Origin of the sequence: Pantoea sp. BRR-3P, from assembly GCF_039621635.1 — a bacterium.
GTDB lineage: Bacteria > Pseudomonadota > Gammaproteobacteria > Enterobacterales > Enterobacteriaceae > Pantoea > Pantoea floridensis.
The window spans coordinates 2,403,810-2,429,830 of record NZ_CP155066.1 but is presented as its reverse complement, the minus strand read 5'-3'; the positions used below and the strand labels follow the sequence as shown (position 1 = coordinate 2,429,830).

The following is a 26,021-nucleotide window of genomic DNA, read 5'->3' as shown; positions in this document are numbered from 1 at the left end:
AATGAGAATGAATATGACGACTCTGCTCCGCCTGAGCCTGGGCTTACTGCTCGGCTTCAGCGCTATGGCGCATGCTGACCGCATCCGCGATCTGACTTCCGTGCAGGGTGTGCGCGACAACCAGCTCATTGGCTACGGCCTGGTCGTCGGCCTGGATGGCACCGGCGACCAGACCACGCAAACCCCGTTTACTACGCAAACGGTCAGCAACATGCTCTCTCAGCTGGGTATTACCGTGCCAACCGGCACCAACATGCAGCTGAAAAACGTGGCGGCGGTGATGGTGACAGCCAAGCTGCCGTCATTTGCACGTCAGGGACAAAACATCGACGTAGTGGTTTCTTCACTCGGTAATGCGAAAAGTCTGCGCGGCGGTACGCTGCTCATGACGCCGATGAAAGGGGTGGATAACCAGGTTTATGCGCTGGCACAGGGCAATATTCTGGTTGGTGGCGCCGGTGCATCTGCCGGCGGCAGCAGCGTTCAGGTTAACCAGCTTAACGGTGGCCGCATTACCGGTGGTGCAACGGTAGAGCGTGAGCTGCAGAGCAACTTTGGTAGCCAGAACACCATTAACCTGCAGCTGAACAGTGAAGATTTCACCATGGCGCAGCGCATTGCCGACACCATTAATGCACGCGGCATTGGTTCTGCTCAGCCGCTGGACGCGCGTACCGTGCAAATCCGCGTTTCACCGAACAACAGTTCACAGGTGCGTTTGCTAGCGGAGATTCAGAACCTTGATGTTTCCGTGCCGCTGGAAGATGCCAAAGTGATCATCAACTCACGTACCGGTTCAGTGGTAATGAACCGCGAAGTGACGCTGAATACCTGTGCGGTGGCGCAAGGTAATTTGTCGGTGACGGTTAATCAACAGCAAAACGTTAGTCAGCCCGATACGCCATTGGCGGGTGGGCAGACAGTGACAACCAACAACACGCAGATTGATTTACGCCAGAGCGGCGGCGCGCTGCAGCGCGTGAACTCCAGCGCCAACCTGAACAATGTGGTACGTGCGCTTAATGCGCTGGGTGCGTCACCGATTGAGCTGATGTCGATTTTGCAATCGATGGAAAGCGCGGGTTGCTTGCGCGCCAAACTGGAAATTATCTGATGACCGATACGCAATCGCTGATGAATGCGGCTTACGACAGCCGCTCTTTGAACGACCTGAAACGTGAAGCCAGCGCCGACCCGAAAGGGAAGGCGATGCAGGTGGCAAAACAGGTGGAAGGCATGTTTGTGCAGATGATGATGAAAAGCATGCGCGCAGCGCTACCGCAAGATGGTTTGCTGAGTAACGACCAGACGCGGCTTTTCACCTCAATGTACGATCAGCAGATTGCGCAGGAGATCGGTAAGCGCGGCCTGGGCATGGCCGATCTGATTGTTAAACAGATGCAGCCGGCGCAAGAACCGGATGAAACCGCCGGCACGGTGCCCATGAAACTGGATAATAGCTTCATTTATAGCAACCTGCCGTCCAATCAGCTGGAGCAGATGGTGCGAAAAGCGGTGCCGCGTCTACCGATTTCTCCGGGCAGTTTACCCAGTGATAGCAGCGATTTTATCGCGCAGCTCGCCCAACCGGCGCAGGTGGCAAGCCAACAGAGTGGTATTCCACATCATTTGATTCTGGCGCAGGCCGCGCTGGAGTCTGGCTGGGGCCAGCGGCAAATCCTCACGCGCGACGGCAAGCCGAGCTACAACGTATTTGGTATCAAGGCGAGCAGCGACTGGAAAGGCGCCACCACCGATATCATGACCACCGAATACGAAGGTGGCGAAGCGAAAAAAGTACGTGCCAGCTTCCGCGTCTACGGCTCCTATATGGAAGCACTCAGCGACTACGTCAAATTGCTTTCCAGCAATCCGCGTTATGCCGCCGTAGCGAACGCGCCAAGCGCCGAGCAGGGCGCGCGCGCCTTGCAGGCGGCCGGTTACGCCACCGATCCGAAATATGCGCAGAAGCTGGTAGGAATGATCCAACAATTCAAAAACATGGGTGAAAAAGTGATGAAGGCGTACAGCAACGATATCACTGATTTGTTCTGATTTTTTGCCTCAAGTTTCACTTAAGCAAGCCGATAACTATCACATGCCGCGGGCGCTCATCGTTCGCGCAATCGCACTGATGACTGCCAGCCCGGTTAACGGGAAATTAAGGAACCGAGATGTCCAGCATAATTAACTCAGCGATGAGTGGGCTGAGCGCCGCACAGGCTGCATTAAGCACCACCAGTAACAACATCAGCAATTATACGGTAGCGGGCTATTCGCGTCAGACGGCGATTTTGTCGCAGTCGAATAGCACGTTGCAGGGCAATAGCTATTACGGCAACGGCGTCACGCTTTCGGGTGTACAGCGTGAATACGATGAGTTCATCACCGCTCAGCTGCGCGGCTCCAGCGCCAACTACAGCGCCGTTAATACCCAATATAATCAGATTTCCAACATTGATGACCTGCTGTCGACGTCGACCACCAGCTTGTCGACGTCGATCCAGAGCTTCTTCACTAACGTACAAAACGTGGTGAGTAACGCCAACGATCCGTCGGCACGTCAGTCAATGCTGAGCTATGCGCAAGGCCTGGTAAACCAGTTCCAGACCACCGCGCAATATCTCAATAACATGCAAACCAGCGTAAACACCGATATCGCTTCGAATGTTGATCAAATCAACACCTTTACCAGCCAGATTGCCGATCTGAATACACAGATTGCCAAGCTGACCACTGGCGGTGGCGCGGCACCTAACAATCTGCTGGACCAGCGCGATCAGTTGGTGAATAGCCTGAATAATGTGGTTGGCGTAAACGTCTCCCAGCAGGACGGCAGTTACATCGTTTCCATGGGCAGCGTGACGTTGGTCAATGGTAAAAACGCCACCAGTCTGGTGGCTATGCCTTCCAGCAGCGATCCCTCACGCACCACCGTTGGCTACGTGGATAAGCAAGCTGGCAACGTGGAGATCCCAGAGAAAACCTTAACTACCGGTTCACTGGGCGGTTTACTGGCATTCCGTACTCAGGATCTGGATACGGCGCAGAACCAACTTGGCCAGTTAGCGGCAGCGTTCACCACCAGCTTCAACACCGTCCATAGCCAGGGTTTTGATAGTACTGGCGCTGCTGGCGGCAATTTCTTTAACATCGGCTCGCCCACAGTAGCGAGTAACAGCAAAAACACCTCATCGGCCACGGTAACCGCGGCGTGGTCAGACACCAGCGCGATGAAGGCCTCCAACTATACCGTGAGTTATGACGGCAGTAATTGGTCTGTTACCCGCATGTCAGATAACGTAAAGTTTAACGTTACGCCGGATGCGACCGATGGCACGCTCAACTTTGACGGGCTGAAACTGACGGTGAGCACGACGCCAGCACCGAATGCCAAAGACAGCTTCCTGGTTAAGCCAGTGCAGAATGTGATTGCTGGCATGTCGGTGGCGATCACCGATGAATCGCAGATTGCCGCGGCATCCAGCGCTACCAGCGGTGAAAGTGATAACCGTAACGCGCAGAAATTGTTAGATCTTCAGGATAGTAAGCTGGTGAATGGCAACGCCACTATTGCGCAGGCCTACGCCAGTATTGTCAGCACCGTGGGTAACAAAACCAGCACGCTGGAAACCGCCAGTACGACGCAGCAGAACGTAGTAACCCAGCTGAGCGATCGTCAGCAATCCGTTTCTGGCGTTAACCTCGATGAGGAGTACTCCAACCTGACGAAATATCAGCAGTTCTACATGGCAAATGCGCAAGTGCTGCAAACGGCGAGTACCATTTTTAATGCGCTGATGGACATCCGCGGCTAAGCATAGAGGATAAAAACCATGCGTCTTAGTACCAATATGATTTTCGACCAGCAGGTGCGCGGTATTACCGATTCGCAATCCTCCTGGCTAAAAGTGGGGCAGCAGCTCTCAACCGGATTGCGCGTTAACAATCCTTCTGACGATCCTATCGCGGCCTCGCGTGCGGTAGTGCTGTCGCAGTCACAGGCGAAAAGTAGTCAATATGCGACGGCGCGCAGCTTTGCCGATCAAAGCTTGTCGATGGAAGAGAATGCACTTTCTAGCGTTACCAGCAGCATTCAGGATGCGCAAACCATGATCGTTTATGGTTCTACCGGCACCCTGAGTGACGACGACCGCGCGTCGATCGCCACCAAACTGGAAGGTATTCGCTCCCAGCTGTTGAACCAGGCGAACAGCCGTGACGGTAATGGTCGCTACATCTTTGCGGGCTATCAAACGGATGTCGCGCCTTTTAGTGATGCCGGCGCCCCGGCGGGCGTGACCTATGTAGGTGGCGCCGATCCCATCACGCAAAAAGTTGATGATGGGCGTACCATGGCCGTCAGCAGCACGGGATCTTCCGTATTTATGTCGCTCACCAGCAACTCAAAGGCGGAGCCGGACGGCAGCGCCAGCGAAAAAAACCTGTTTAATATGCTCGATAGCGCGATTGCCGCGTTAAAGACGCCGCAGGATGATGCCGATGATGCGACTAAACAGGTTTTCCAGGACGCGATGGATAAGTCCAACCGTGGTCTGAGCAACTCACTGAATAACGTGCTGGCGGTCCGTTCTGCCGTGGGTTCACAGTTAGCTGAACTGGATACGCTGGATGCGCAGGGCGACGATCGCGACACCATCATGGCTTCGCAAATGACCGATCTGGTGCAGGTGGATTACACTCAGGCCATCTCCAGCTATACCATGCAACAAACGGCTCTGCAGGCGTCGTATAAGACGTTTACCGATATGTCGAAGATGTCGCTATTCCAACTGAATTCCTGATTGACCTGAATCTTTGAGCGTACTTTAACCGGGTGCGCTTAGTTTCTCCCACCGCCTTTGAGGCTGTGGGATTTTTTTTGCCGGTAAGAAACACGCTAAGTGATGAAGGGGTTGAATGTCAGCCAATAAAAAACCCCGGACTCGCCGGGGTTTGATGTTTACTGACTTGCTAAAGCTTACGCGCTTTCCGGGCGTGTTGCCGGTGCGGTGGCTTGATGCGTGGCGCTATGACCACCCGCAGAACCCCGTCCATCAAAGTCGAACGGTGGACGAACCCATTCGCTGTGACGAGCCGGCTCCGGTTGCCACGCTGGTGCAGGCGCTTTGGTCATCGGTGCAGTTGCATGATGTTTAAAGCGTGTTTCAGCTGTGGTTACTGCAGTGTCACGTGCCGCAACTGGCGCATGAGGTTCAGTTACCGGCGTGACTTCAGCAACAGCCGCCACTGGCGCAGCCAGAACCTCTTCAACCTGAGCTTCCACTGCTGGCGAAACATCTGCCGGTGCCTGCTCAACCACCGCAGCCACTTCACTGGCTTCTGGCTTCGCTTCTTCAACGATTGCCGCAGGCTCAGCTTCAGCAGCAATTTGCTGTGCAACAGGTTCATCGGCAGCAGTAATCACCGCGGGCTCTTCGTTGACTGGCGCAGCAATTGGCGAGACGTCATCAGTGTTTACCACTGGCACATCAATATGCGCCTGCGGTTCAGCCTGATGTACTGCCTCTTCTGCAGCTGCCTGCTCAACGGCCGGTTCAACAGCGGCAACTTCAGCGGGTTGTTCCACGGTTGCTGCGGCTTGTTGGTAGCCATAATCCGATACTTCATGCATGGCATCTTGCGTGGTGTATTCTTCCTGCGCTTGTGCCACCGGATAGTTAAGCCACACTTTTCCTGAGGCCATTTCTGGGGAGGCAGCAGCAGACTCCAGCGGCATCGGAGACTGCGTTGGGTAACGCTCATCACGATAACGGCGGCGGCGCTGACCACTCACGCGCAGGTGACGCGGTGAACGACGTGAACGACGCGGCATATTGGCGTTGTCACGGTTATCGCTATCATCTTGCTCGTCATTACTGGCTTCAGGTTGCTCGTGGTACTGGGTACGTGGCGCAGTTTCTACAGCAGCTTCATGCACAACCGGAGCGGGCGTTTCGGCTGCAATTTCACTGTTTTCGCCAACCCGCACACGTTGAGACAGCTGACGCTGTTTACGACGTGGCATCACTTGTACACGTTCTTCTTCCTGAGCAACGCTTTCATCGATGACATCCGCTTTTACTGCGGGTTCAGCGACTTTCTGATCCTGCTGTTGCGCACGTTTCTCTTCCTGACGACGACGCTGGCGCTCGGCGCGCTGTTCGCGGCGCTGCTGCTGCTGCTCATCGCGCTGCTCAAGGGCTTCATCGCTCAGCACAGGACGAGCTTCACGCGGCTCGCTATTTTGACGCTTGTTGCGACGATTATCCTGATTGTCACGCGGTTCGCGGGATTCACGTGGCTCACGCGCTTCACGCGGCTCGCGAGGTTCACGACCTTCGCGCACCTGCTGGCCATTCTCACCATTGCGCGGAGTGCGTTCGCGACGGTTGTTGCGACGATTGTTATTGTTGCGACGTTCGCCACGCTGCTGGGTATTTTCAGATTCAGCCGCCGCTGGTGCTTCTTGCTGAGTTTCAGCAGGCGCTGCAGCTGGTGTATCACCGGCGAACATCTTCTTCAAACCGTTCAGCAGACGGGCAACGAAACCAGTGCTGGTGACAGCCGGAGCGGCAACTGCGGGTTTGGTTTTCGCTTCCGCTGCAGGCTGAACGTCTTTCACCACTTCAACCGGTGCTGGCGGTGCATCTGGCATTGCGAAAGCGGCCAGTGCTGGCTGCTCCGGACGACGACGCTCAGCGTGCTCTTCTTCAGAAGGCAGCGCCATTTCCGCTTCGTGCAGTTTCGGCAGATGATAGCTAAGAGTTTGCGTCTCTTCGCCGTTGCGTACGCGCAGCACAGAGTAGTGTGGCGTTTCCATCTGATCGTTTGGCACGATGATGGCACGCACGCCGCCCTGGCGTTTCTCAATGGCGCTGACTGCATCACGCTTTTCGTTCAGCAGGTAGGACGCCACCGGGACGGGAACAATCGCATGGACTTCTTTGGTGTTGTCTTTCAGCGCTTCTTCTTCAATCAGACGCAGAATCGACAGCGACAGTGATTCGTTATCACGGATGGTGCCGGTACCGCTACAGCGAGGGCAGACGTGATGGCTGGATTCACCCAATGATGGGCTGAGACGCTGACGCGACATCTCCAGCAAACCGAAGCGGGAAATGTGGCTGATCTGGATGCGAGCACGATCCTGGCGCACCGCTTCACGCAGACGATTTTCCACGGCGCGCTGGTGGCGCACTGGCGTCATATCAATGAAGTCGATAACAATTAAACCGCCGAGATCGCGCAGACGCAGCTGACGCGCAATCTCATCGGCCGCTTCCAGATTGGTATTGAAAGCCGTTTCTTCGATATCGCCACCGCGGGTCGCGCGTGCGGAGTTGATATCAATAGCGGTCAATGCTTCGGTGCTATCAATAACAATTGAACCGCCTGACGGCAGACGAACTTCACGCTGGAAAGCAGATTCAATCTGCGATTCGATTTGGTAATGGCTGAACAGCGGGATTTCACCGGTGTACAGTTTGATTTTGCTGCTAAAGTCAGGACGGCCGAGGGCAGCAATATGCTGACGCGCCAGATCCAGAACTTTCGGGTTATCGATGAGGATTTCACCAATATCTTGACGCAGATAGTCGCGGAAAGCGCGCACGATCACGTTGCTTTCCTGATGGATCAGGAAAGGTGCCGGGCGACTGTCTGCGGCTTTTTTGATTGCTTCCCAGTGTTTCAAACGGAAGCTGAGATCCCACTGTAGCGACTCGGCAGATTTACCGACGCCAGCGGTGCGGACGATTAACCCCATACCGTCTGGCAGTTCCAGCGCGGAGAGGGCTTCTTTCAACTCGGTACGATCGTCGCCCTCGATACGGCGAGAAATGCCGCCAGCACGAGGATTGTTCGGCATCAATACCAGATAGCTACCGGCTAACGAAATAAAGGTTGTCAGTGCTGCACCTTTATTACCGCGTTCCTCTTTATCAATTTGAACGATAACTTCCTGACCTTCACGCAGCACATCTTTGATATTCGGACGACCATGTGCGTTGTAGTTGGATGGGAAATATTCGCGGGAAATTTCTTTTAGAGGGAGGAAACCGTGACGTTCTGCACCGTAATCGACAAATGCAGCTTCAAGGCTCGGTTCAACGCGGGTGATTTTACCTTTGTATATGTTGGCTTTTTTCTGTTCGTGTCCAGGACTTTCAATATCCAGATCGTACAGACGTTGTCCATCAACCAGGGCAACGCGCAACTCCTCCTGCTGAGTTGCGTTTATTAACATTCTTTTCATCGTGACTTACTCGTTATTCTCACATGAGTGATGTAGCTGCGGGCATCGTTACCCTGGACGAGAATCAACCGATGGCCCCGTGTCTTAATGCACTGACGTCAACCTCACGGTTGTCGGCGGCTAAAGGGGCGCAAATCTTGTCGGTGGCCTGTTTTTCATAAGGAAATCCAGCGCCTGAAGGTGGAAGTGCTACAGAGTATTCAGAAATCCACGCATCCTAGTCTGTCGTCCAGGCCGCAACCCGCAGCCCGCTAAGTGCCTGATTTAACATTACGTCTTACGCCATTGCTGCGTGTCCGTTCAATCCGGCAAAATGACTTATTTCGCTCTTTTTCCTGCCTGAATCTTTCCAGGGCAGAAACCCCTGCATTATTCCATTGCTCACCAACATATAGCAAGGCGACTTTTGCCAAGCTGCGAAGTTTATTCATCCATAACCTGTTCATTTGCAGGGCTAATCATCGCATCGGTGAAAATGTCGCCATTTTCACCGTTTAACTGTGCGACAAAGAGAGAGTTAAGCACAGAAAAAGGGGTGGCGCTATCCGGGTACACTATTTAGAATCGCCGCCATGAAAACAGAGAATCCGGGCGTACAGTATGTCGCCATCACGGCTGAAAATGCCGGACAACGTATTGATAATTTTCTGCGTACCCAGCTCAAGGGCGTGCCGAAAAGCATGATTTATCGCATTTTGCGTAAAGGCGAAGTGCGGGTGAATAAAAAGCGGGTTAAACCTGAATATAAGCTGGAAGACGGCGATGAGCTCCGTATTCCACCGGTGCGCGTTGCTGAACGCGAAGAGCAGGCGGTTTCACCTAAGCTGGATAAAGTAGCTGCGCTCACCAATGCCATCCTTTATGAGGATGATTATTTACTGGTGTTGAACAAACCATCAGGTACGGCGGTACACGGTGGCAGCGGCTTAAGTTTTGGCGTGATTGAAGGACTGCGCGCCTTACGTCCAGAAGCGCGCTTCCTTGAGCTGGTTCACCGACTCGATCGCGACACTTCTGGCATCTTGCTGGTGGCTAAAAAGCGTTCGGCGTTGCGTTCGCTGCATGAGCAACTGCGCGAGAAGGGCATGCAAAAGGATTATCTGGCGCTGGTACGCGGTGATTGGCCATCGCATTTGAAAGTTGTTCAGGCACCGCTGCTGAAAAACATTTTGCAGAGCGGCGAACGCGTGGTGCGCGTGAGTGCAGAAGGCAAGCCTTCGGAGACGCGTTTTAAAGTTGAAGAGCGATTCGGTTTTGCGACCTTAGTCAAAGCAAGTCCGGTAACGGGCCGTACGCACCAGATCCGCGTCCATACGCTGCACGGCGGCCATCCGATCGCTTTTGACGATCGTTATGGCGACCGTGAATTTGATGCGCAACTGGGCTCAACCGGCCTATCGCGACTTTTTTTACATGCTGCCGCGCTGACTTTTACCCATCCTAATACCGGCGAACTCTTGCGAATGGAAGCGCCATTGGATGGCGCTTTGAAGCACTGCCTTGCCCAGCTGCGTCAGAAAAAAGCCTGATGACCAGGGTATCAACTCAATGCGTTGATGCCCGCACTTCTTAACATTTCGTTTAACGCAATCAGCGGTAAGCCAACTAAGGTATTGGGATCGCGGCCTTCCAGTCTTTCAAACAGGCAAATACCTAATCCTTCGCTTTTGAAACTGCCTGCACATTGAAGCGGCATCTCCTTCTCAACATACGCGTGAATCTCTGCGTGACTTAACGTGCGAAAATGTACGGTAAAAGGTTCGCAAATCACGGATTGTTTGCCGCTCTGCGGCTGGATGAGCGCCAAACCCGTGTAAAATGTGATCGCATTGCCGCTCGCCGCCGCCAACTGCCGACAAGCCTGCTCCACGGTATAAGGCTTACCCGCAATCTCACCATCCAGAACGCACACCTGATCTGAACCGATAATCCAGCTATCAGGGTAATGCTCAGCCAGCGCCTGAGCTTTGGCTAATGCCAGGCGCTGCACCAGTTCTGGCGCAGATTCATTGAGATACGGCGTTTCATCACTGTTGGGGGCGGCTGTTATAAAAGGCAGACCCAGTTTGGCCAGCAATGCCTGACGAAAAGGGGAGGTGGATGCTAAAACTAAAGGTGTCATCATTTTTTTTCAGAATAGATAGCGTAAAGATGACAGTCATTTTAAACTATGCGCCGCACTGGATGCGACTAACGGGTGAAAGATGCCGTAAACCGGCCTTTTTCTTTGACTCTATGACGTTACAAAGTTAATATGCGCGCCCTATGCAAAAGGTAAAATTACCCCTGACGCTCGATCCGGTCCGCGCCGCGCAAAAACGCCTTGATTATCATGGTGTTTATGCACCTGAATTGGTGGCGCGCTTGGCCGAAACGGTCGTGAGTGTGGACAGTGATGTTGAATGCGATATGTCGTTTGCGGTTGACAACCAGCGCCTCGCCGTTCTGCAAGGAACAGCCGAAGTGCAGGTGACTTTGTCATGTCAACGCTGCAACCAGTCGTTTCCACGTCATGTTCACGTAAGCTATTGCTTCAGTCCTGTCTCTTCTGATGAGCAGGCCGAGGCACTACCGGAAGCCTACGAGCCAGTTGATGTCAATGATTTTGGTGAGATCGACTTGCTGGCGGTGATCGAAGATGAACTCATCCTCGCGCTGCCCGTGGTTCCGGTGCATGATTCTGAACACTGTGAAGTGTCCGACGCGGACATGGTATTTGGTCAATTGCCTCCCGAGGCAGAAAAACCAAATCCGTTTGCCGTATTAGCCAGTTTAAAGCGTAAGTAATAGGAGTAAGGTCCATGGCCGTACAACAGAATAAACCAACCCGTTCCAAGCGTGGTATGCGTCGTTCACACGATGCTCTGACCACTGCTGCTCTGTCAGTAGATAAAGTTTCTGGCGAAACTCATCTGCGTCACCATATCACTGCGGATGGTTACTACCGCGGTCGCAAGGTTATCACCAAGTAATCCTCGCGATTACACAAGGCGATACCTTGACACGTTTGACCCTGGCAGTTGATGCCATGGGCGGGGACTTCGGTCCCTGCGTGACAGTGCCTGCATCCTTGCAGGCACTGGCCTCTCATTCGGAGCTGGTTCTACTTCTGGTCGGCGATCCCGACATCATCTCGTCATTTCTTGCCAAAGCGGATTCCTCGTTACAGAGGCGTGTGCAGGTCATTCCTGCCGAATCGGTTATTGCAAGTGATGCCAAACCTTCTCAGGCAATTCGTAATAGCCGCGGCAGTTCGATGCGTGTGGCGTTAGAGTTGGTCAAAGAAGGTAAAGCGCAAGCCTGCGTTAGTGCGGGAAATACCGGCGCGCTGATGGGTCTGGCGAAAATGTTGCTTAAGCCGCTGGATGGGATTGAGCGTCCGGCGTTGATGACGGTGTTGCCGCATCAGCAGCATGGCAAAACGGTGGTGCTTGATCTCGGTGCTAACGTTGAGTCTGATAGCGATATGCTGGTGCAGTTTGCCATTATGGGCGCGGTCATGGCCGAAGAAGTGCTGGAGATCGCTCAGCCTCGGGTTGCACTGTTGAACATTGGTCAGGAAGAGACCAAAGGATTGGAAACAATCCGCGCCGCATCTGCGGTGCTACGAGCGTCACCGCAAATCAACTATATTGGTTACCTTGAGGGGAACGATCTCCTCACCGGCAAAACGGATGTGCTGGTCTGTGATGGCTTCGTGGGTAACGTCACGTTGAAGACCATGGAAGGCGTGGTAAGAATGTTCCTCTCTCTGCTGAAATCGTCAGAGGAAGGAAAAAAACGGGCCTGGTGGCTAAGATTGCTGGGGCGCTGGATTCAAAAGCGTCTGGCAACGCGTTTCGGCCACCTCAACCCCGACCAGTACAATGGCGCTTGTCTGTTAGGATTGCGCGGGACAGTGATCAAAAGCCACGGTGCGGCGAATCAACGTGCATTTGCCGTGGCGATAGAGCAGGCAGAGCAGACGGTGCGAAAGCAAGTCCCAGAGAGGATTGCGGCGCGCCTTGACACTGTATTAGCCAGGAGTGACAAAGCGTAGATGTTTACCAAAATTATCGGTACGGGCAGCTATTTGCCTGAGCAGATTCGCTCCAATGCGGATCTGGAAAAAATGGTCGAGACGACGGACGAGTGGATTGTCACCCGTACCGGCATCCGTGAGCGTCGTATTGCCGCTCCGGAAGAAACGGTTGCCACCATGGGCTTCACCGCAGTACAGCGTGCGCTTGAGATGGCGGGTGTGCATGCGAATGACGTTGGCCTGATTATTGTGGCCACTACGTCCTCGAGTCACGCTTTCCCAAGCTCAGCCTGCATGATCCAGCAAATGCTGGAGATTGAAGATTGTGCTGCTTTTGATTTGGCTGCCGCCTGCGCGGGCTTCACCTATGCGTTGAGCGTTGCCGATCAATACATTAAAAATGGCGTGGTTAAGCATGCGCTGGTGATCGGTGCAGATGTGCTGGCACGTACGCTCGATCCCAACGATCGTGGCACTATCATTCTGTTTGGCGATGGCGCGGGAGCTGTGGTTCTGAGTCAGAGCGAAGAGCCGGGTATCCTCTCTACTCATCTGCATGCCGATGGACGCTACAGCAAATTGCTGACGCTGCCGTATCAGGATCGCGCCCATCAGGATGAGCCCGCTTACCTGACAATGGCGGGTAATGAAGTCTTCAAAGTGGCCGTAACTGAACTGGCACACATCGTTGACGAAACCCTGCAGGCTAACAACCTTGATCGTGAAATGCTCGACTGGCTGGTTCCGCATCAGGCGAACCTGCGCATCATTAGCGCAACGGCCAAAAAACTCGGTATGGGCATGGATAAAGTCGTAGTCACACTGGATCGTCACGGTAATACCTCGGCCGCTTCCGTGCCAAGTGCACTGGACGAGGCGGTGCGCGATGGCCGTATCAAGCCGGGACATCTGATTTTGCTGGAGGCCTTCGGTGGTGGTTTCACCTGGGGTTCCGCACTGGTTCGCTTTTGATTGACAGGAACGAAAGATGACGCAATTTGCTTATGTTTTTCCTGGACAGGGATCGCAGACCGTCGGCATGTTAGCCGACCTGGCTGCTGAAAACCCGCAGGTTGAAGCCACTTTTGGTGAAGCTTCCGCCGCGCTGGGTTATGACTTGTGGCAGCTGGTCCAGCAGGGGCCAGCTGAAGAATTGAATAAAACCTGGCAGACGCAACCTGCGTTGCTGGCCGCTTCTGTGGCTATTTATCGCGTATTGCAAAGCAAAAATGCGGTAAAACCCACGCTGATGGCAGGTCATAGCCTGGGTGAATACTCAGCGCTGGTTTGTGCCGGCGTGTTGAATTTCGCTGATGCTATCAAGCTGGTTGAGCTGCGCGGGAAATTGATGCAGGAAGCCGTACCGGAAGGTACCGGCGCGATGCAAGCCATTATTGGCCTGGACGATGCATCGATCCGTAAAGCCTGCGAAGAAAGTGCGCAAGGCCAGGTGGTTTCACCGGTTAACTTCAACTCGCCAGGCCAGGTGGTTATCGCCGGTAATAAAGAAGCGGTTGAACGTGCTGGCGCAGCGTGTAAGGCTGCAGGCGCCAAACGTGCGCTGCCGCTGCCGGTTAGCGTGCCGTCGCACTGCGCGCTAATGAAACCCGCAGCGGATAAACTGGCGGTTGCATTAGAAGCTATCACTTTCAACGCGCCTACCGTACCGGTTGTGAACAATGTTGACGTGCAATGTGAAACCGATAGCGCGGCAATTCGTAGCGCGCTGGTCCGTCAGCTCTACAGCCCAGTGCGCTGGACCGAATCGGTCGAGTTTATTGCTGCGCAGGGCGTTGAGCAGCTGCTCGAGGTTGGCCCAGGCAAAGTGCTGACCGGCTTGACCAAACGTATTGTGGATAGCCTGAGCGCTGCTGCAGTGAACGATCCTGCTTCACTGAGCGCAGCCCTTTCACAGGAATAAGAGGAAAAACATGAGCTTTGAAGGTAAAGTAGCGCTGGTTACCGGTGCAAGCCGTGGTATCGGTCGCGCCATTGCGGAAACGCTGGCTGCGCGCGGTGCAAAAGTGGTCGGAACCGCCACCAGTGCAAGCGGTGCGGAAGCAATCAGTGCTTACCTCGGCGACAAGGGCAAAGGCCTGCTGCTGAACGTAACCGATGCGGCCTCAATTGAGAGCGTGCTCGAACAAGTTCGTGCTGAATTTGGCGAAGTGGACATTTTAGTCAATAATGCAGGCATTACGCGTGACAATCTGTTGATGCGCATGAAAGACGATGAGTGGGCGGATATCCTTGATACCAACCTGACATCGGTGTTCCGCCTTTCTAAGGCGGTTATGCGTGCCATGATGAAAAAACGCGTGGGCCGTATCATTACCATCGGTTCTGTAGTTGGAACCATGGGTAACGCGGGTCAGGCAAACTATGCGGCAGCAAAAGCAGGTTTGATTGGCTTTAGCAAATCACTGGCGCGAGAAATTGCGTCACGTGGCATTACTGTAAACGTCGTGGCTCCGGGCTTTATCGAGACGGACATGACGCGTGCACTGAACGATGATCAACGTTCGGGTATTTTGGCAGAAGTTCCAGCAGGCCGTTTAGGCGACCCGCAGGAGATTGCCAATGCTGTTGCATTCTTAGCCTCTGACGAAGCAGCCTACATCACGGGTGAGACGCTTCATGTCAATGGCGGTATGTACATGGTCTGATAATCACGAAATGATTTGCTTTATCTGCGGTAAACACCGCAGAATAACGCAAAATCGTGGTTAGACCAGCCGGGATTTTGTTGCATCTTTTTCAACATTTTATACACTACGAAAACCATCGCGAAAGCGAGTTTTGATAGGAAATTAAATAGTATGAGCGATATCGAACAACGCGTTAAGAAAATCGTAGCTGAGCAGCTGGGTGTTAAAGAAGACGAAGTGATCAACTCTGCTTCTTTCGTAGAAGACCTGGGTGCAGATTCTCTTGACACCGTTGAGCTGGTAATGGCTCTGGAAGAAGAGTTTGATACTGAAATTCCAGACGAAGAAGCTGAGAAAATCACTACCGTTCAGGCAGCGATCGACTACATCAATAGCCATAAAGGCTAATGAATATCTTCAGGCGGTCATCTCGACCGCCTGAGTTTTATGTTTGCCCCACATAGCGTTATTTTTTCCCTCCCTGGAGGACGTGCGTGTCTAAGCGTCGTGTAGTTGTGACTGGTCTTGGCATGTTGTCTCCTGTCGGCAATACCGTAGAGTCTACCTGGAGTGCTCTCCTTGCCGGTCAGAGCGGCATTAGCCTGATCGACCATTTTGATACTAGTGCCTATGCAACGCGTTTTGCAGGCTTAGTAAGAGATTTCAATTGCGATGATTTCATCTCGCGCAAAGATCAGCGCAAGATGGATGACTTCATCCAATACGGCATCGTTGCGGGTATTCAGGCTATGGCAGACTCAGGTCTGGTCGTAACCGATGAGAATGCTGGTCGCATTGGTGCGGCAATCGGTTCTGGCATTGGCGGACTGGGTTTGATCGAAGATAACCACAGCTCGCTGGTCAAAGGTGGACCGCGCAAAATCAGCCCCTTCTTCGTGCCTTCTACCATTGTAAATATGGTGGCCGGTCACCTCACCATCATGTATGGCCTAAAAGGTCCTAGCATCTCAATCGCGACTGCGTGTACGTCTGGTGTGCATAACATTGGTCACGCTGCGCGTATCATCGCGTATAACGATGCTGATGTGATGCTGGCAGGTGGTGCGGAGAAAGCCAGTACGCCATTGGGTGTGGGTGGTTTTGGTGCTGCACGTGCGCTCTCCACGCGTAACGACAATCCGCAGGCGGCGAGCCGTCCGTGGGATAAAGATCGTGACGGTTTCGTGTTGGGTGATGGTGCAGGCATTGTCGTACTGGAAGAGTACGAACACGCTAAGAAACGCGGCGCGAAAATTTATGCTGAAATCATTGGTTTTGGTATGAGCAGCGATGCTTACCACATGACGTCACCGCCAGAAGATGGTTCAGGTGCAGCAGCAGCGATGGTTAACGCACTGCGTGATGCACAGCTGAACGCTGAGCAGATCGGTTATGTCAACGCGCATGGCACCTCGACGCCAGCCGGTGATAAAGCGGAAGCTCAGGCGGTGAAATCGGTGTTTGGTGCTGCGGCTCATAGCGTGATGGTGAGCTCAACCAAATCGATGACGGGCCATCTGCTGGGTGCAGCAGGCGCGGTAGAAGCGATTTATTCGATTCTGGCGCTGCGCGATCAGGCGGTTCCACCAACGATTAACCTCGACAATCCTGACGAAGGTTGTGACCTGGACTTTGTGCCACACACGGCGCGCCAGGTCAGCGGATTGGAGTATACCTTGTGTAACTCCTTCGGATTTGGCGGCACTAACGGCTCGCTGATCTTCCGCAAAGTTTAATCGCTACTTAGCTGAACAGAGGCCCGCAATGCGGGCCTTTTTTATATTTTGACACGCAGTAGCGTGGAATTTTACGTGCTGCAGTGGTATTGAAAACAGGCACAACGCTCAGGGTAATCAACATGTGGATAAACGGGGTAAAGCAGACCGAACTTTCAGCACGCGATCGCGCTGTGCAATTTGGTGATGGCTGTTTTACTACCGCGGCGGTGGTTAATGGCCAGGTTGTCATGCTTGCTGCCCATCTGCAACGCCTTAAAGATGGCTGTGAAAGGTTATTGATGCGCATTCCGGACTTGCAGCAGCTGGCTAAAGAAATGCAGCAGGCTGCTCATGGGCAAGCACAGGCGGTGCTAAAGGTGATTTTGACGCCAGGCGCAGGTGGCCGCGGTTACAGCCGTAGCGGCTGCACCATGCCTACCCGCATCCTTTCGCTTTCTCCCTGGCCACATCATTATGCCGCGCTGCAACAGCAGGGTGTCGTGCTAAATACCAGCCCTGTTCGCCTGGCGCGAAATCCGCTGCTGGCCGGCGTTAAGCATCTCAATCGCCTGGAGCAGGTGCTCATTCGGCACCATCTTGATCAGACGGGCGGGGACGAGGCGCTGGTGCTTGACACTAACGGGACGGTGGTGGAATGCTGTGCGGCCAATTTATTCTGGCGCAAAGACAATACCCTTTATACGCCGCGCCTGGAGCAAGCCGGTGTAGATGGCATTATGCGCCGTTATCTGCTGGCAGAAATGGCGGCATCTGGCCAGAATTGTCAGCTGATAGATAGCCGCAGGGAGGAGGTTTTGAATGCCGATGAAGTGGTGATCTGCAATGCCCTGATGCCGGTTTTACCCGTGCGACAAATTGACGATGTTTCGTTCACCGCACGTTCGCTGTACCAGCAACTGCGCGCCAGTTGCCCGACGATGGAAGTATCATGACTCGAATGAAAAAGATTCTCGCAGGTGTAGTGGCATTAGCGGGGCTCGCCGCCGCCTTTAGCTATTGGCAGGTTCAACGCTTAGCTGATGCACCACTCACTTTGCAACAGGAAACCATTTACACATTGCCGGCCGGTAGTGGCCGCGTGGTATTGGAAGCCCAGCTCGAAAGCCAGCACATTATTCCCACCAGTATCTGGTTTGGTCCGCTATTAAAACTGGAGCCAGAACTGGCAAAGTTTAAAGCAGGCACCTATCGGCTGGAAAAAGGCATGACGGTACGACAACTGCTGCAACTGCTGGCCAGCGGTAAAGAAGCTCAGTTTCCGGTACGCTTTGTTGAAGGTTCAAGGCTGAAGGAGTGGCTGGCTGAGTTGCGCAAGTCGCCTTACCTCAAACACACGCTCACCGACGATGAGTTTGCCACCGTTGCCACGGCGCTCAAAATTGAGCCCAGCCAACTCGAGGGCAGTTTCTATCCCGATACCTATCTTTATACGGCAAATACCAGCGATGTGGCGCTACTGGAGCGGGCTCATGCACGCATGAATAAGCTGGTTGATGAGATCTGGCAGGGCCGCATGGATAACCTGCCTTATAAAAAAGAGCAGGATCTGGTGACCATGGCGTCAATCATTGAGAAAGAAACCGGCGTCAGCGAAGAGCGCGCACGCGTGGCATCAGTATTTATCAATCGCCTGCGTACGGGCATGAAACTGCAGACCGATCCTACGGTGATTTACGGCATGGGTGATAGCTATACCGGCTCGTTAACGCGTAAAGATCTCGAAACCCCAACCGACTACAATACCTACACCATTAGCGGTATGCCTCCGGGTCCGATTGCCATGCCGAGCCGTGCTTCGCTTGAGGCGGCAGCACATCCAGAGAAGACCAATTACCTCTATTTTGTCGCAGATGGTAAAGGCGGCCACACTTTCACGACTAATTTGGCCAGTCACAACAAAGCGGTGCAGGTTTATCGGCTAGCAATGAAGGAAAAAAATGAAAAGTAAGTTTATCGTCATTGAAGGCCTTGAAGGCGCAGGTAAAACCACTGCGCGTAATGCGGTAGTCGCTGCGCTGCATGAACATGGCATCAATGATGTCGTCTTTACCCGTGAGCCAGGTGGAACGCCGCTGGCGGAACAGCTGCGTGTACTGGTTAAGCAGGGTATTGATGGTGAACAGGTCACCGATAAAGCCGAACTGCTGATGCTTTATGCGGCACGCGTGCAGCTGGTGGAGAACGTGATTAAACCAGCATTAGCACGTGGTGCATGGGTGATTGGCGACCGCCACGATCTCTCTTCTCAAGCGTATCAGGGCGGCGGACGTGGTGTAGATGCAAAATTAATGACCACGCTACGCGATGCGGTACTCGGTGATTTCCGTCCCGATCTCACGCTTTACCTCGATGTCACGCCAGAAGTGGGTTTGCAGCGCGCCCGAGCTCGCGGCGAGTTAGATCGTATTGAGCAAGAGTCGTTACGCTTCTTTGAGCGTACGCGTGAATGCTATCTGGCATTAGCCGCGCAGGATCCTTCTATCCTCACTATTGATGCGACGCAAAATATTGATGAAGTGACATTGTCACTTAAAACGGCGCTGCGTCGCTGGCTGGCAGATCAATCCGCATGAACTGGTATCCCTGGTTGAATCAACCTTACCGACAGATTATCGCCCGCCATCAGAGCGGTCAGGCACATCATGCGCTGCTGGTGCAAGCTATCGAGGGAATGGGCGATGATGCGCTGGTTTGGGGCGTCAGTCGCTGGTTGATGTGTCTGCAGCCTGAAGGGCTAAAAAGCTGCGGGCATTGTCACGGCTGCCAGCTGATGCAGGCACATACCCACCCTGATTGGTATCGGCTCGAAGCCGAAAAGGGCAAATCGTCGCTAGGCATCGATGCGGTGCGAGATGTAACCGAAAAGCTGTATCACTTTGCCCAGCAGGGCGGTGCGAAAATCGTCTGGCTGCCTGATGCTTCACAGCTCACTGAAGCCGCAGCCAATGCGTTACTGAAAACGCTGGAAGAGCCGCCGGCGAACTGTTGGTTCTTCCTCAGCGTGCGTGAGCCTTCACGCTTGCTGGCTACGCTCCGCAGCCGCTGCATGACATGGCATCTTTCACCACCGGAAGAAGCGCATAGTCTGCAGTGGCTGCAGAAACAGCAGCCGCAACCGGAAGCCACGCTGCGTGCGGCACTGCGCTTGAGTAATGGCGCACCGGCGGCCGCACTGGCGCTGTTACAACCTGAACGCTGGCAGGCGCGTGAAAAATTGTGCGAAATGCTGATCAGCGCGCTCAATAATGATGTGCTGCAGCTGCTGCCGGCGCTCAATGCAGAGGATGTGGCTGAGCGACTAAGCTGGCTGATTTCTCTGCTGGTTGATGCAATGAAAGTGCAGCAGGGGGCAAGTCAGTGGCTCAGCAACGGCGATCGCCCGGATGTGGTTGCACAACTGGCGCAAAGACTGAACAGCGGCGCGTTAAATAGCAGCGCACAGCAATGGATGCAGTGTCGGGATCAACTGCTACATGTGGCAGCCCTTAATCGTGAATTAATTTTGACTGACCGTTTGCTTGCCTGGGAGCGTTTACTCGCACCCGCCGTGGTCGGCTAAGAGAGAAAGAGAGAAGTATGTTTATTGTGGATTCACACTGCCATCTTGATGGCCTTGATTATGAAAAACATCATCGCGATCTCGATGATGTTATTGCCAAAGCGGCGGCGCGTGATGTGAAGTTTATGCTGGCAATCGCGACGACGCTGCCGGATTACTACAAAATCAAACAGCTGGTTGGCGATCGTGAAAACGTAGCGTTAGCCTGCGGCGTGCATCCGTTGAATCAGGAAACACCCTATGATGTTGAGGAGTTTCGCCGGCTGGCGGCTGAAGAGCGCGTGGTCGCACTGGGCGAAACCGGGCTGGATTATTTCTATCAACAAGAGACCAAAGCGCAGCAGCAAGCATCGTTTCGTGAGCATATCCGCACGGGCATTGCGCTGAATAAACCGATCATTGTTCATACCCGCGACGCACGTGAAGATACGCTGGCGATTTTGCGTGAAGAAAACGTAGAGAAATGTGGCGGTGTGCTGCACTGCTTCACTGAAGATAAAGAAACTGCGGCGAAGCTGCTGGATCTGGGCTTTTATATCTCTTTCTCAGGCATTCTCACCTTTCGCAATGCCGAACAAATTCGCGAGGCGGCGCGCTATGTACCGCTGGATCGTATGCTGGTGGAAACCGATTCTCCCTATCTGGCACCCGTGCCACACCGTGGTAAAGAGAATCAACCGGCATTTACCCGTGATGTGGCAGACTACATGGCGATATTAAAAGGCGTCGATATTGAGACGCTGGCCGCTGTGACGACGGAAAATTTCTCCCGCCTGTTCCATATCCCAATGAGTCGTCTCGGTAGCTAACGACTTTATTTCAAATACTGTAATTAATCAGAAAACCATCGGCTGCACTGCATCTTAACGGGTGCAGGCAGCGTTTTATTGCTGTTTTTTAAGCCGGATCTGTAAGAAACAACTGAAAAGACGCAGCCACTCTTAGCGAAATGTGATGGCCGTCAATTTAACAATTAGCGATTTATTTTACTCTTCGTAATAAATCAAAAGACGCTCAGCGTCACCCGGCGAAGGATCCTCCCCCTAAGCCATGCGCACTGCGCAAAAAAATTGCACTCATACTCAGGAGTTTCTATGTTCAAGAACGCATTTGCGAACCTGCAGAAAGTAGGTAAATCGCTGATGTTGCCGGTATCGGTTCTGCCGATTGCCGGTATTTTGTTAGGTGTTGGTTCTGCAAACTTTAGCTGGCTACCTGCCGTGGTTTCGCATGTGATGGCGGAAGCGGGCGGTTCGGTATTTGCTAATATGCCACTGATCTTCGCGATCGGTGTGGCTCTTGGCTTTACCAATAACGACGGTGTTTCAGCACTGGCTGCGGTAGTGGCTTACGGCATCATGGTGAAAACCATGGCGGTAGTGGCATCGTTAGTGCTGCATTTACCGGCTGCGGAAATCGAAGCCAAGCATCTGGCGGATACCGGTGTGCTAGGCGGGATCATCGCGGGCTCAATTGCTGCCTATATGTTCAATCGTTTCTACCGCATCAAGCTGCCTGAGTATCTTGGCTTTTTTGCGGGCAAGCGCTTTGTCCCGATCATCTCCGGTCTGACGGCGATTTTCACCGGTGTGGTGCTGTCATTCATCTGGCCGCCAATCGGTACTGCCATTCAAGACTTCTCTCAGTGGGCTGCCTATCAAAACCCGGTAGTGGCCTTTGGCCTTTACGGCCTGATTGAGCGTTCGCTGGTACCATTTGGTCTGCACCACATCTGGAACGTACCTTTCCAGATGCAAATTGGTGAATTCACCAATGCAGCCGGTCAGGTGTTCCACGGTGATATTCCGCGCTATATGGCGGGCGACCCAACGGCAGGTAAACTGTCAGGTGGCTTCCTGTTCAAAATGTATGGTCTGCCAGCGGCAGCGATTGCGATTTGGCATTCAGCTAAACCAGAAAACCGCGCCAAAGTGGGCGGCATCATGATCTCAGCGGCGCTGACCTCGTTCCTGACCGGTATAACCGAGCCGATCGAATTCTCCTTCATGTTCGTCGCGCCGATTCTGTATGTGATCCATGCGATTCTGGCTGGCCTGGCATTCCCAATCTGTATCCTGCTGGGCATGCGTGATGGCACTAGCTTCTCACACGGTTTGATCGACTTTATCGTGCTGAGCGGCAACAGTAGCAAAATCTGGTTGTTCCCGATTGTCGGTATTATCTACGGCCTGATTTACTACAGCGTATTCCGTTTCCTGATTGTAAAACTGAACCTGAAAACACCGGGTCGTGAGGACACAGCAATGGAGCAGAGCAGCGCAACCGGTAGCGAAATGGCGGGCAAGCTGGTTACCGCGTTTGGTGGTAAAGAGAACATCACTAATCTGGATGCCTGTATTACCCGTCTGCGTGTGAGCGTGGCAGATGTGGGCAAAGTGGATCAGGCTGAACTGAAAAGCCTCGGCGCACGAGGTGTGGTGGTAGCAGGTTCAGGTGTTCAGGCAATTTTCGGTACTAAGTCCGATAACCTGAAAACTGAAATGGATGACTATATCCGCAGTATGTAACCTAAGTTGGCAGGCAGAGCCGGTGCGATGAAGCGGCGTCAGATCGTAAAGACGCCATAAACCATCCCTGGGGCTCGCCCCAAGCCATCCATGGCTTGGGATGCTTTACTCCTCTGCCGCCGCTTCAACGCACTTTACTTTCGGTGCCTAATAATGCCCTCTAGTGAGGGCATTTTTTATTACAAGTAGACCCGCAAATATTCCGTCAAACACAGCAGCGCCATTGCCTGACCGTATGGCATTGAAGTGAGTGGTATCTGGCGGTAATACTCCAGATCGCTGCCCATCGCCGTGCCGAACGACACCTGTTTTAACTCCCCATCCTGATCAATATTGCCGATAACGCCGCACAACGCTTTCTCCGCCAGCGGTAAATACTCCGGCGAGAGATACCGTTTACGCACAGCTTTGAGAATGCCATAGGCGAAACCGGCGGTAGCAGAGGCTTCTGGGTAGCTATTGGGATCGTCGAGCAAGGTATGCCACAGGCCGCTGCTGTGTTGACAGGCACTTAATGCCTTGACCTGGCTCTCCAGCACCTGTTGCAGGAAGCGGCGTGTGGCGTGCTGTTGCGGCCAGTTCATCATCTCGAGGAAGTCCGGAATGACGATGGTGACCCAGCTGTTACCGCGCGCCCAACGCGCGTTGGCAAAATTATGTCGCCCCTCAAACGTCCAGCCGTGGAACCACAGGCCGGTTTGGCGATCCATCAAATATTGGCTATGAACCAGGAACTGATAGCTGGCTTCTTCCACAAACTCTGGGCGATCGAGCAGCTGACCAATTTTCGCCAGCGCCATCACGCTCATCATCAGCGTATCGTCCCACAGCTGCTGGGTATTCTCGTTGTTATAGACGATGTGCTGTAACCCGCCTTGTTCAGTACGCGGCATCTCATACATCACCCATTCAGCCCAGCGCTCAAGCACCGGGCGCCAGGCCGCATTGCGTGTTTCTTCGTAGCGATAGGCGAGCGTCAGGAACGGACAAACGGTATTGACGTTCTTCGTCGGCGTGCCTTCCGCGAGCCGCGTAGTGAACCAATCATCAATGATTTTTAACGTCGCCCGATCGCCGGTCTGCTGATAATAGTGCAGCATGCCGTACAGACCAATGCCGTGCGTCCACTCCCAACCGGCCCAACCTTTGGTATCGATCACGCGCCCATCGTCGAGGCGCAGCAAAAATTCCCCGCTGTGATCGGTAATATTCACCAGATTCTGCGTGAGTTGTTGAATCAACTGCACCAGTTCGGTTCGAGGTAGGAGATATTCAGGCTGACGCAGCAGCGCGCTGTGCTTTACAGGAAATACAGTCATGGTTCATTCCTATCATTAATCAGGGTGGTCGGTAGAGTAGGTAAAGATCGCGGTTGGCTCGGCAGCGGTGGGGCTGCGGGTTTATGACGATTGAGATAACCGACGTTGTTATTGCCCCACAGATTTTCATACGGCATGCCCGCCAGCATTTCGACGACGCCACGTGCCTGTGGCGTAATGCGTTCAGGCACCACGCGTCCGGCTGCACGCATCTTCAGCGTCTCTTCACGTAACACGGTGTGAGTGTGCAGGTTGAGCTTGAAACGCAGGGAGATAATGAAGCCGCAGGCCAGCACGCAAAGGGTGCCAACGCTGAGAATCGCCAAAATGGTATGGCCGACGGCAGGCACCTGGGTGGCCTGGCCAGAGGAGAAACCGGCCAACTGCAGCACGATGCCGACGAACATCACCGCGCCAGCCTGTGACGCTTTGCGCGTCAATGTCATGATGCCGGCAAAAATGCCTTCGCGACGCTGGCCGGTAATCACTTCATCGACGTCAGCAATATAGGTATAGGTATTCCAGGGTACATAGTTGATGCCGCCGCGTCCCAGACCCGCCAGGCCGGAAATCAGTACCAGCAGCGCGAAGTTGTCGTTCATGCCGGTGTACCACAATCCGGCATAGGAGAGGGCGCTGAGGCCAAACAGCACCACCACCATGCGATAGGCTGGCGCGGGACCAAGCCGAATACAGAGTGGAATCATCGCCATCACCGCAATAAACTGCATCACTGCCATGGTGCCCATCAGGTTTGAGGCAATTTGCGCACTTTGCATCAGCACAAACACCACATACCAGGTGAATACCGCGTTAAACACGTCCTGCGCGATGTAACCACCGAGATACATGCCGAGATGTTGGCGAAAAATACGAATACGCAGCGTAGAAGCCAGCTCGGTGTAAAGACGTTTTAGGCTTTGCATCAACGTTAGCCGTGATTTCTCCTGTTCCGCCCGGCGTGATTCTGCTGAGAAATCATCAGGATCGCGTTCCCAGGTAAACACCCATACCAGCGTCAGCACTAGCGCACAAATCACCGAGAACACCAGGCTGGCGTAGAAGAAGGAGATCGGATTCTCTTTGCCAAACCAGCCAATTAGCACGCCCGGCAAGAAAGCTGCCAGGATCGCCGAAAGCTGTGCCAGACCAATGCGTGCGCCGGAGAAACGGGTTTTCTGCTTAAAGTCATCGGTCATTTCCGGCACCAGCGTTTCGTATGGCACCAGAATCATGGTGTAGACCATATCGAACAGCAGATAAGTCAGCAGATACCACCAGAAGCTCATATCGCTGACCCACATCAGGCTATAGCTAAACACGCACGGGATACCGAGCAGGATAAAGAATTTGCGACGACCAAAGCGTTTGCCAAGCCAGGTCGATCCAAAGTTATCGGTCAAAAATCCCATCAGCGGGCTAACCACCGCATCCAGCACGCGGGCGGCAGCGAAAATAAACGTCGCCTGAATCGGCGATAGCCCACAAAAGGTGGTGTAGAAGTAGAGCAGCCAGGCGGCAGTTAGCGCCGTGGTGCCCGCCCCGAGGAAGTCCCCGGAACCATAGGCCAGATAGTGACCCAGGCCAATCTTACGAGAGCGCATGGCAGGTTCTCCTTGAAATAGGCGGTAAACACGTCCCTCATCACTCCGTACAGCGTGATCGGATTGGATTGAAAATAGAGCGGCTTAAACCGGCAAACCTTCGCGATTTCGCAAGGTATTGCGCGGTGGTGGCAAAATCACAAAGAAAATGGCGAGATATCTCTAATTTATAAAACAGCGTTTCATTTTTGTGGTTAATGAAGTGTTAGAAATGCGAGTTGCAGCACAAGGCATGGCGAAGTGAAAAAGCGGTGTAAAGGCAGCCATTTAATGCAAGAAATGTGGTCCTGAGGTTGAAAGAAATGGAATTCCTCACGCATACTGCCTGACTGAACTCAGGCTTAAG

The 26,021-nt window shown here is 53.5% G+C and carries 23 protein-coding genes; 19 read left to right on the top strand and 4 right to left on the bottom strand.

Features of this window, described 5'->3' with window-relative positions:
* Positions 1-7 precede the first annotated feature (7 nt).
* The 4 genes from AAGR08_RS11270 (at position 8) to flgL (ending at position 4,805) form a co-directional block, all read left to right on the top strand.
* Complete coding sequence (locus AAGR08_RS11270) at positions 8-1,114, top strand: flagellar basal body P-ring protein FlgI (RefSeq protein WP_097094259.1); 1,107 nt, start codon at positions 8-10, stop codon at positions 1,112-1,114.
* Positions 1,114-2,055, top strand: coding sequence for a flagellar assembly peptidoglycan hydrolase FlgJ (gene flgJ, locus AAGR08_RS11265; protein ID WP_345826887.1), 942 nt, complete (start codon positions 1,114-1,116; stop codon positions 2,053-2,055). Before AAGR08_RS11270 ends, flgJ begins: the two co-directional genes overlap by 1 nt.
* Before the next feature lie 119 nt (positions 2,056-2,174).
* On the top strand, positions 2,175-3,818 hold the full coding sequence (gene flgK / locus AAGR08_RS11260) for a flagellar hook-associated protein FlgK (protein ID WP_097094257.1): 1,644 nt from the start codon (positions 2,175-2,177) through the stop codon (positions 3,816-3,818).
* 18 nt (positions 3,819-3,836) lie between these two features.
* Entirely contained in the window at positions 3,837-4,805 is a 969-nt protein-coding gene (gene flgL / locus AAGR08_RS11255) for a flagellar hook-associated protein FlgL (RefSeq protein ID WP_097094256.1), read from the top strand.
* 176 nt (positions 4,806-4,981) lie between these two features.
* On the opposite strand, the gene rne is transcribed toward flgL, so the two are convergent.
* Positions 4,982-8,257 carry a ribonuclease E gene (rne, locus tag AAGR08_RS11250; RefSeq protein ID WP_345826886.1) on the bottom strand — a complete coding sequence of 1,092 codons (3,276 nt, stop codon included), beginning with the start codon at positions 8,255-8,257 and terminating at the stop codon, positions 4,982-4,984.
* Positions 8,258-8,829: 572 nt separating this feature from the next.
* Here rne and rluC point away from each other — a divergent pair.
* Positions 8,830-9,786, top strand: coding sequence for a 23S rRNA pseudouridine(955/2504/2580) synthase RluC (gene rluC / locus AAGR08_RS11245; protein WP_097094254.1), 957 nt, complete (start codon positions 8,830-8,832; stop codon positions 9,784-9,786).
* An 11-nt stretch (positions 9,787-9,797) separates the two neighbouring features.
* Here rluC and AAGR08_RS11240 read toward each other — a convergent pair whose 3' ends face one another.
* Complete coding sequence (locus AAGR08_RS11240; RefSeq protein WP_345826885.1) at positions 9,798-10,382, bottom strand: nucleoside triphosphate pyrophosphatase; 585 nt, start codon at positions 10,380-10,382, stop codon at positions 9,798-9,800.
* 140 nt (positions 10,383-10,522) lie between these two features.
* Between AAGR08_RS11240 and yceD the strand changes: the two genes are divergently transcribed.
* The 14 genes from yceD (at position 10,523) to ptsG (ending at position 22,752) form a co-directional block, all read left to right on the top strand.
* Complete coding sequence (gene yceD, locus AAGR08_RS11235) at positions 10,523-11,044, top strand: 23S rRNA accumulation protein YceD (RefSeq protein WP_097094252.1); 522 nt, start codon at positions 10,523-10,525, stop codon at positions 11,042-11,044.
* Positions 11,045-11,058: 14 nt separating this feature from the next.
* A complete protein-coding gene (gene rpmF / locus AAGR08_RS11230) occupies positions 11,059-11,229 on the top strand; it encodes a 50S ribosomal protein L32 (protein WP_007885783.1) in 171 nt (56 codons plus the stop codon).
* A gap of 26 nt (positions 11,230-11,255) precedes the next feature.
* A complete protein-coding gene (plsX, locus tag AAGR08_RS11225; protein WP_097094251.1) occupies positions 11,256-12,296 on the top strand; it encodes a phosphate acyltransferase PlsX in 1,041 nt (346 codons plus the stop codon).
* Positions 12,297-13,250: a beta-ketoacyl-ACP synthase III gene (locus AAGR08_RS11220; protein ID WP_345826884.1), complete on the top strand. Its 954-nt coding sequence runs from the start codon at positions 12,297-12,299 to the stop codon at positions 13,248-13,250.
* Between the two features lie 16 nt (positions 13,251-13,266).
* The gene (fabD, locus tag AAGR08_RS11215; RefSeq protein WP_345826883.1) at positions 13,267-14,199 is read left to right on the top strand and encodes an ACP S-malonyltransferase; all 933 of its coding nucleotides are present in this window, start codon (positions 13,267-13,269) and stop codon (positions 14,197-14,199) included.
* A 10-nt stretch (positions 14,200-14,209) separates the two neighbouring features.
* Positions 14,210-14,944: a 3-oxoacyl-ACP reductase FabG gene (gene fabG, locus AAGR08_RS11210; RefSeq protein ID WP_097094248.1), complete on the top strand. Its 735-nt coding sequence runs from the start codon at positions 14,210-14,212 to the stop codon at positions 14,942-14,944.
* A 153-nt stretch (positions 14,945-15,097) separates the two neighbouring features.
* Positions 15,098-15,334, top strand: coding sequence for an acyl carrier protein (acpP, locus tag AAGR08_RS11205; protein WP_097094247.1), 237 nt, complete (start codon positions 15,098-15,100; stop codon positions 15,332-15,334).
* Positions 15,335-15,420: 86 nt separating this feature from the next.
* Positions 15,421-16,662 (top strand): beta-ketoacyl-ACP synthase II, encoded by a 1,242-nt coding sequence (gene fabF / locus AAGR08_RS11200; RefSeq protein WP_097094246.1) that lies wholly within the window; start codon positions 15,421-15,423, stop codon positions 16,660-16,662.
* A gap of 122 nt (positions 16,663-16,784) precedes the next feature.
* Positions 16,785-17,597: an aminodeoxychorismate lyase gene (pabC, locus tag AAGR08_RS11195; protein ID WP_345826882.1), complete on the top strand. Its 813-nt coding sequence runs from the start codon at positions 16,785-16,787 to the stop codon at positions 17,595-17,597.
* Positions 17,594-18,613 (top strand): endolytic transglycosylase MltG, encoded by a 1,020-nt coding sequence (gene mltG, locus AAGR08_RS11190; RefSeq protein WP_345826881.1) that lies wholly within the window; start codon positions 17,594-17,596, stop codon positions 18,611-18,613. The genes pabC and mltG overlap by 4 nt, the downstream gene beginning before the upstream one ends.
* Positions 18,603-19,238 (top strand): dTMP kinase, encoded by a 636-nt coding sequence (gene tmk / locus AAGR08_RS11185; RefSeq protein ID WP_345826880.1) that lies wholly within the window; start codon positions 18,603-18,605, stop codon positions 19,236-19,238. The genes mltG and tmk overlap by 11 nt, the downstream gene beginning before the upstream one ends.
* Positions 19,235-20,224 (top strand): DNA polymerase III subunit delta', encoded by a 990-nt coding sequence (holB, locus tag AAGR08_RS11180; protein ID WP_345826879.1) that lies wholly within the window; start codon positions 19,235-19,237, stop codon positions 20,222-20,224. Before tmk ends, holB begins: the two co-directional genes overlap by 4 nt.
* Before the next feature lie 17 nt (positions 20,225-20,241).
* On the top strand, positions 20,242-21,033 hold the full coding sequence (locus AAGR08_RS11175) for a metal-dependent hydrolase (RefSeq protein ID WP_345826878.1): 792 nt from the start codon (positions 20,242-20,244) through the stop codon (positions 21,031-21,033).
* A gap of 285 nt (positions 21,034-21,318) precedes the next feature.
* Positions 21,319-22,752: a PTS glucose transporter subunit IIBC gene (ptsG, locus tag AAGR08_RS11170; protein ID WP_345826877.1), complete on the top strand. Its 1,434-nt coding sequence runs from the start codon at positions 21,319-21,321 to the stop codon at positions 22,750-22,752.
* A 179-nt stretch (positions 22,753-22,931) separates the two neighbouring features.
* On the opposite strand, the gene AAGR08_RS11165 is transcribed toward ptsG, so the two are convergent.
* Both AAGR08_RS11165 and AAGR08_RS11160 read right to left on the bottom strand, forming a co-directional pair.
* Entirely contained in the window at positions 22,932-24,071 is a 1,140-nt protein-coding gene (locus tag AAGR08_RS11165; RefSeq protein WP_345826876.1) for a glycoside hydrolase family 88 protein, read from the bottom strand.
* Positions 24,068-25,675 (bottom strand): MFS transporter, encoded by a 1,608-nt coding sequence (locus AAGR08_RS11160; protein WP_097094238.1) that lies wholly within the window; start codon positions 25,673-25,675, stop codon positions 24,068-24,070. Before AAGR08_RS11160 ends, AAGR08_RS11165 begins: the two co-directional genes overlap by 4 nt.
* Positions 25,676-26,021 lie beyond the last annotated feature (346 nt).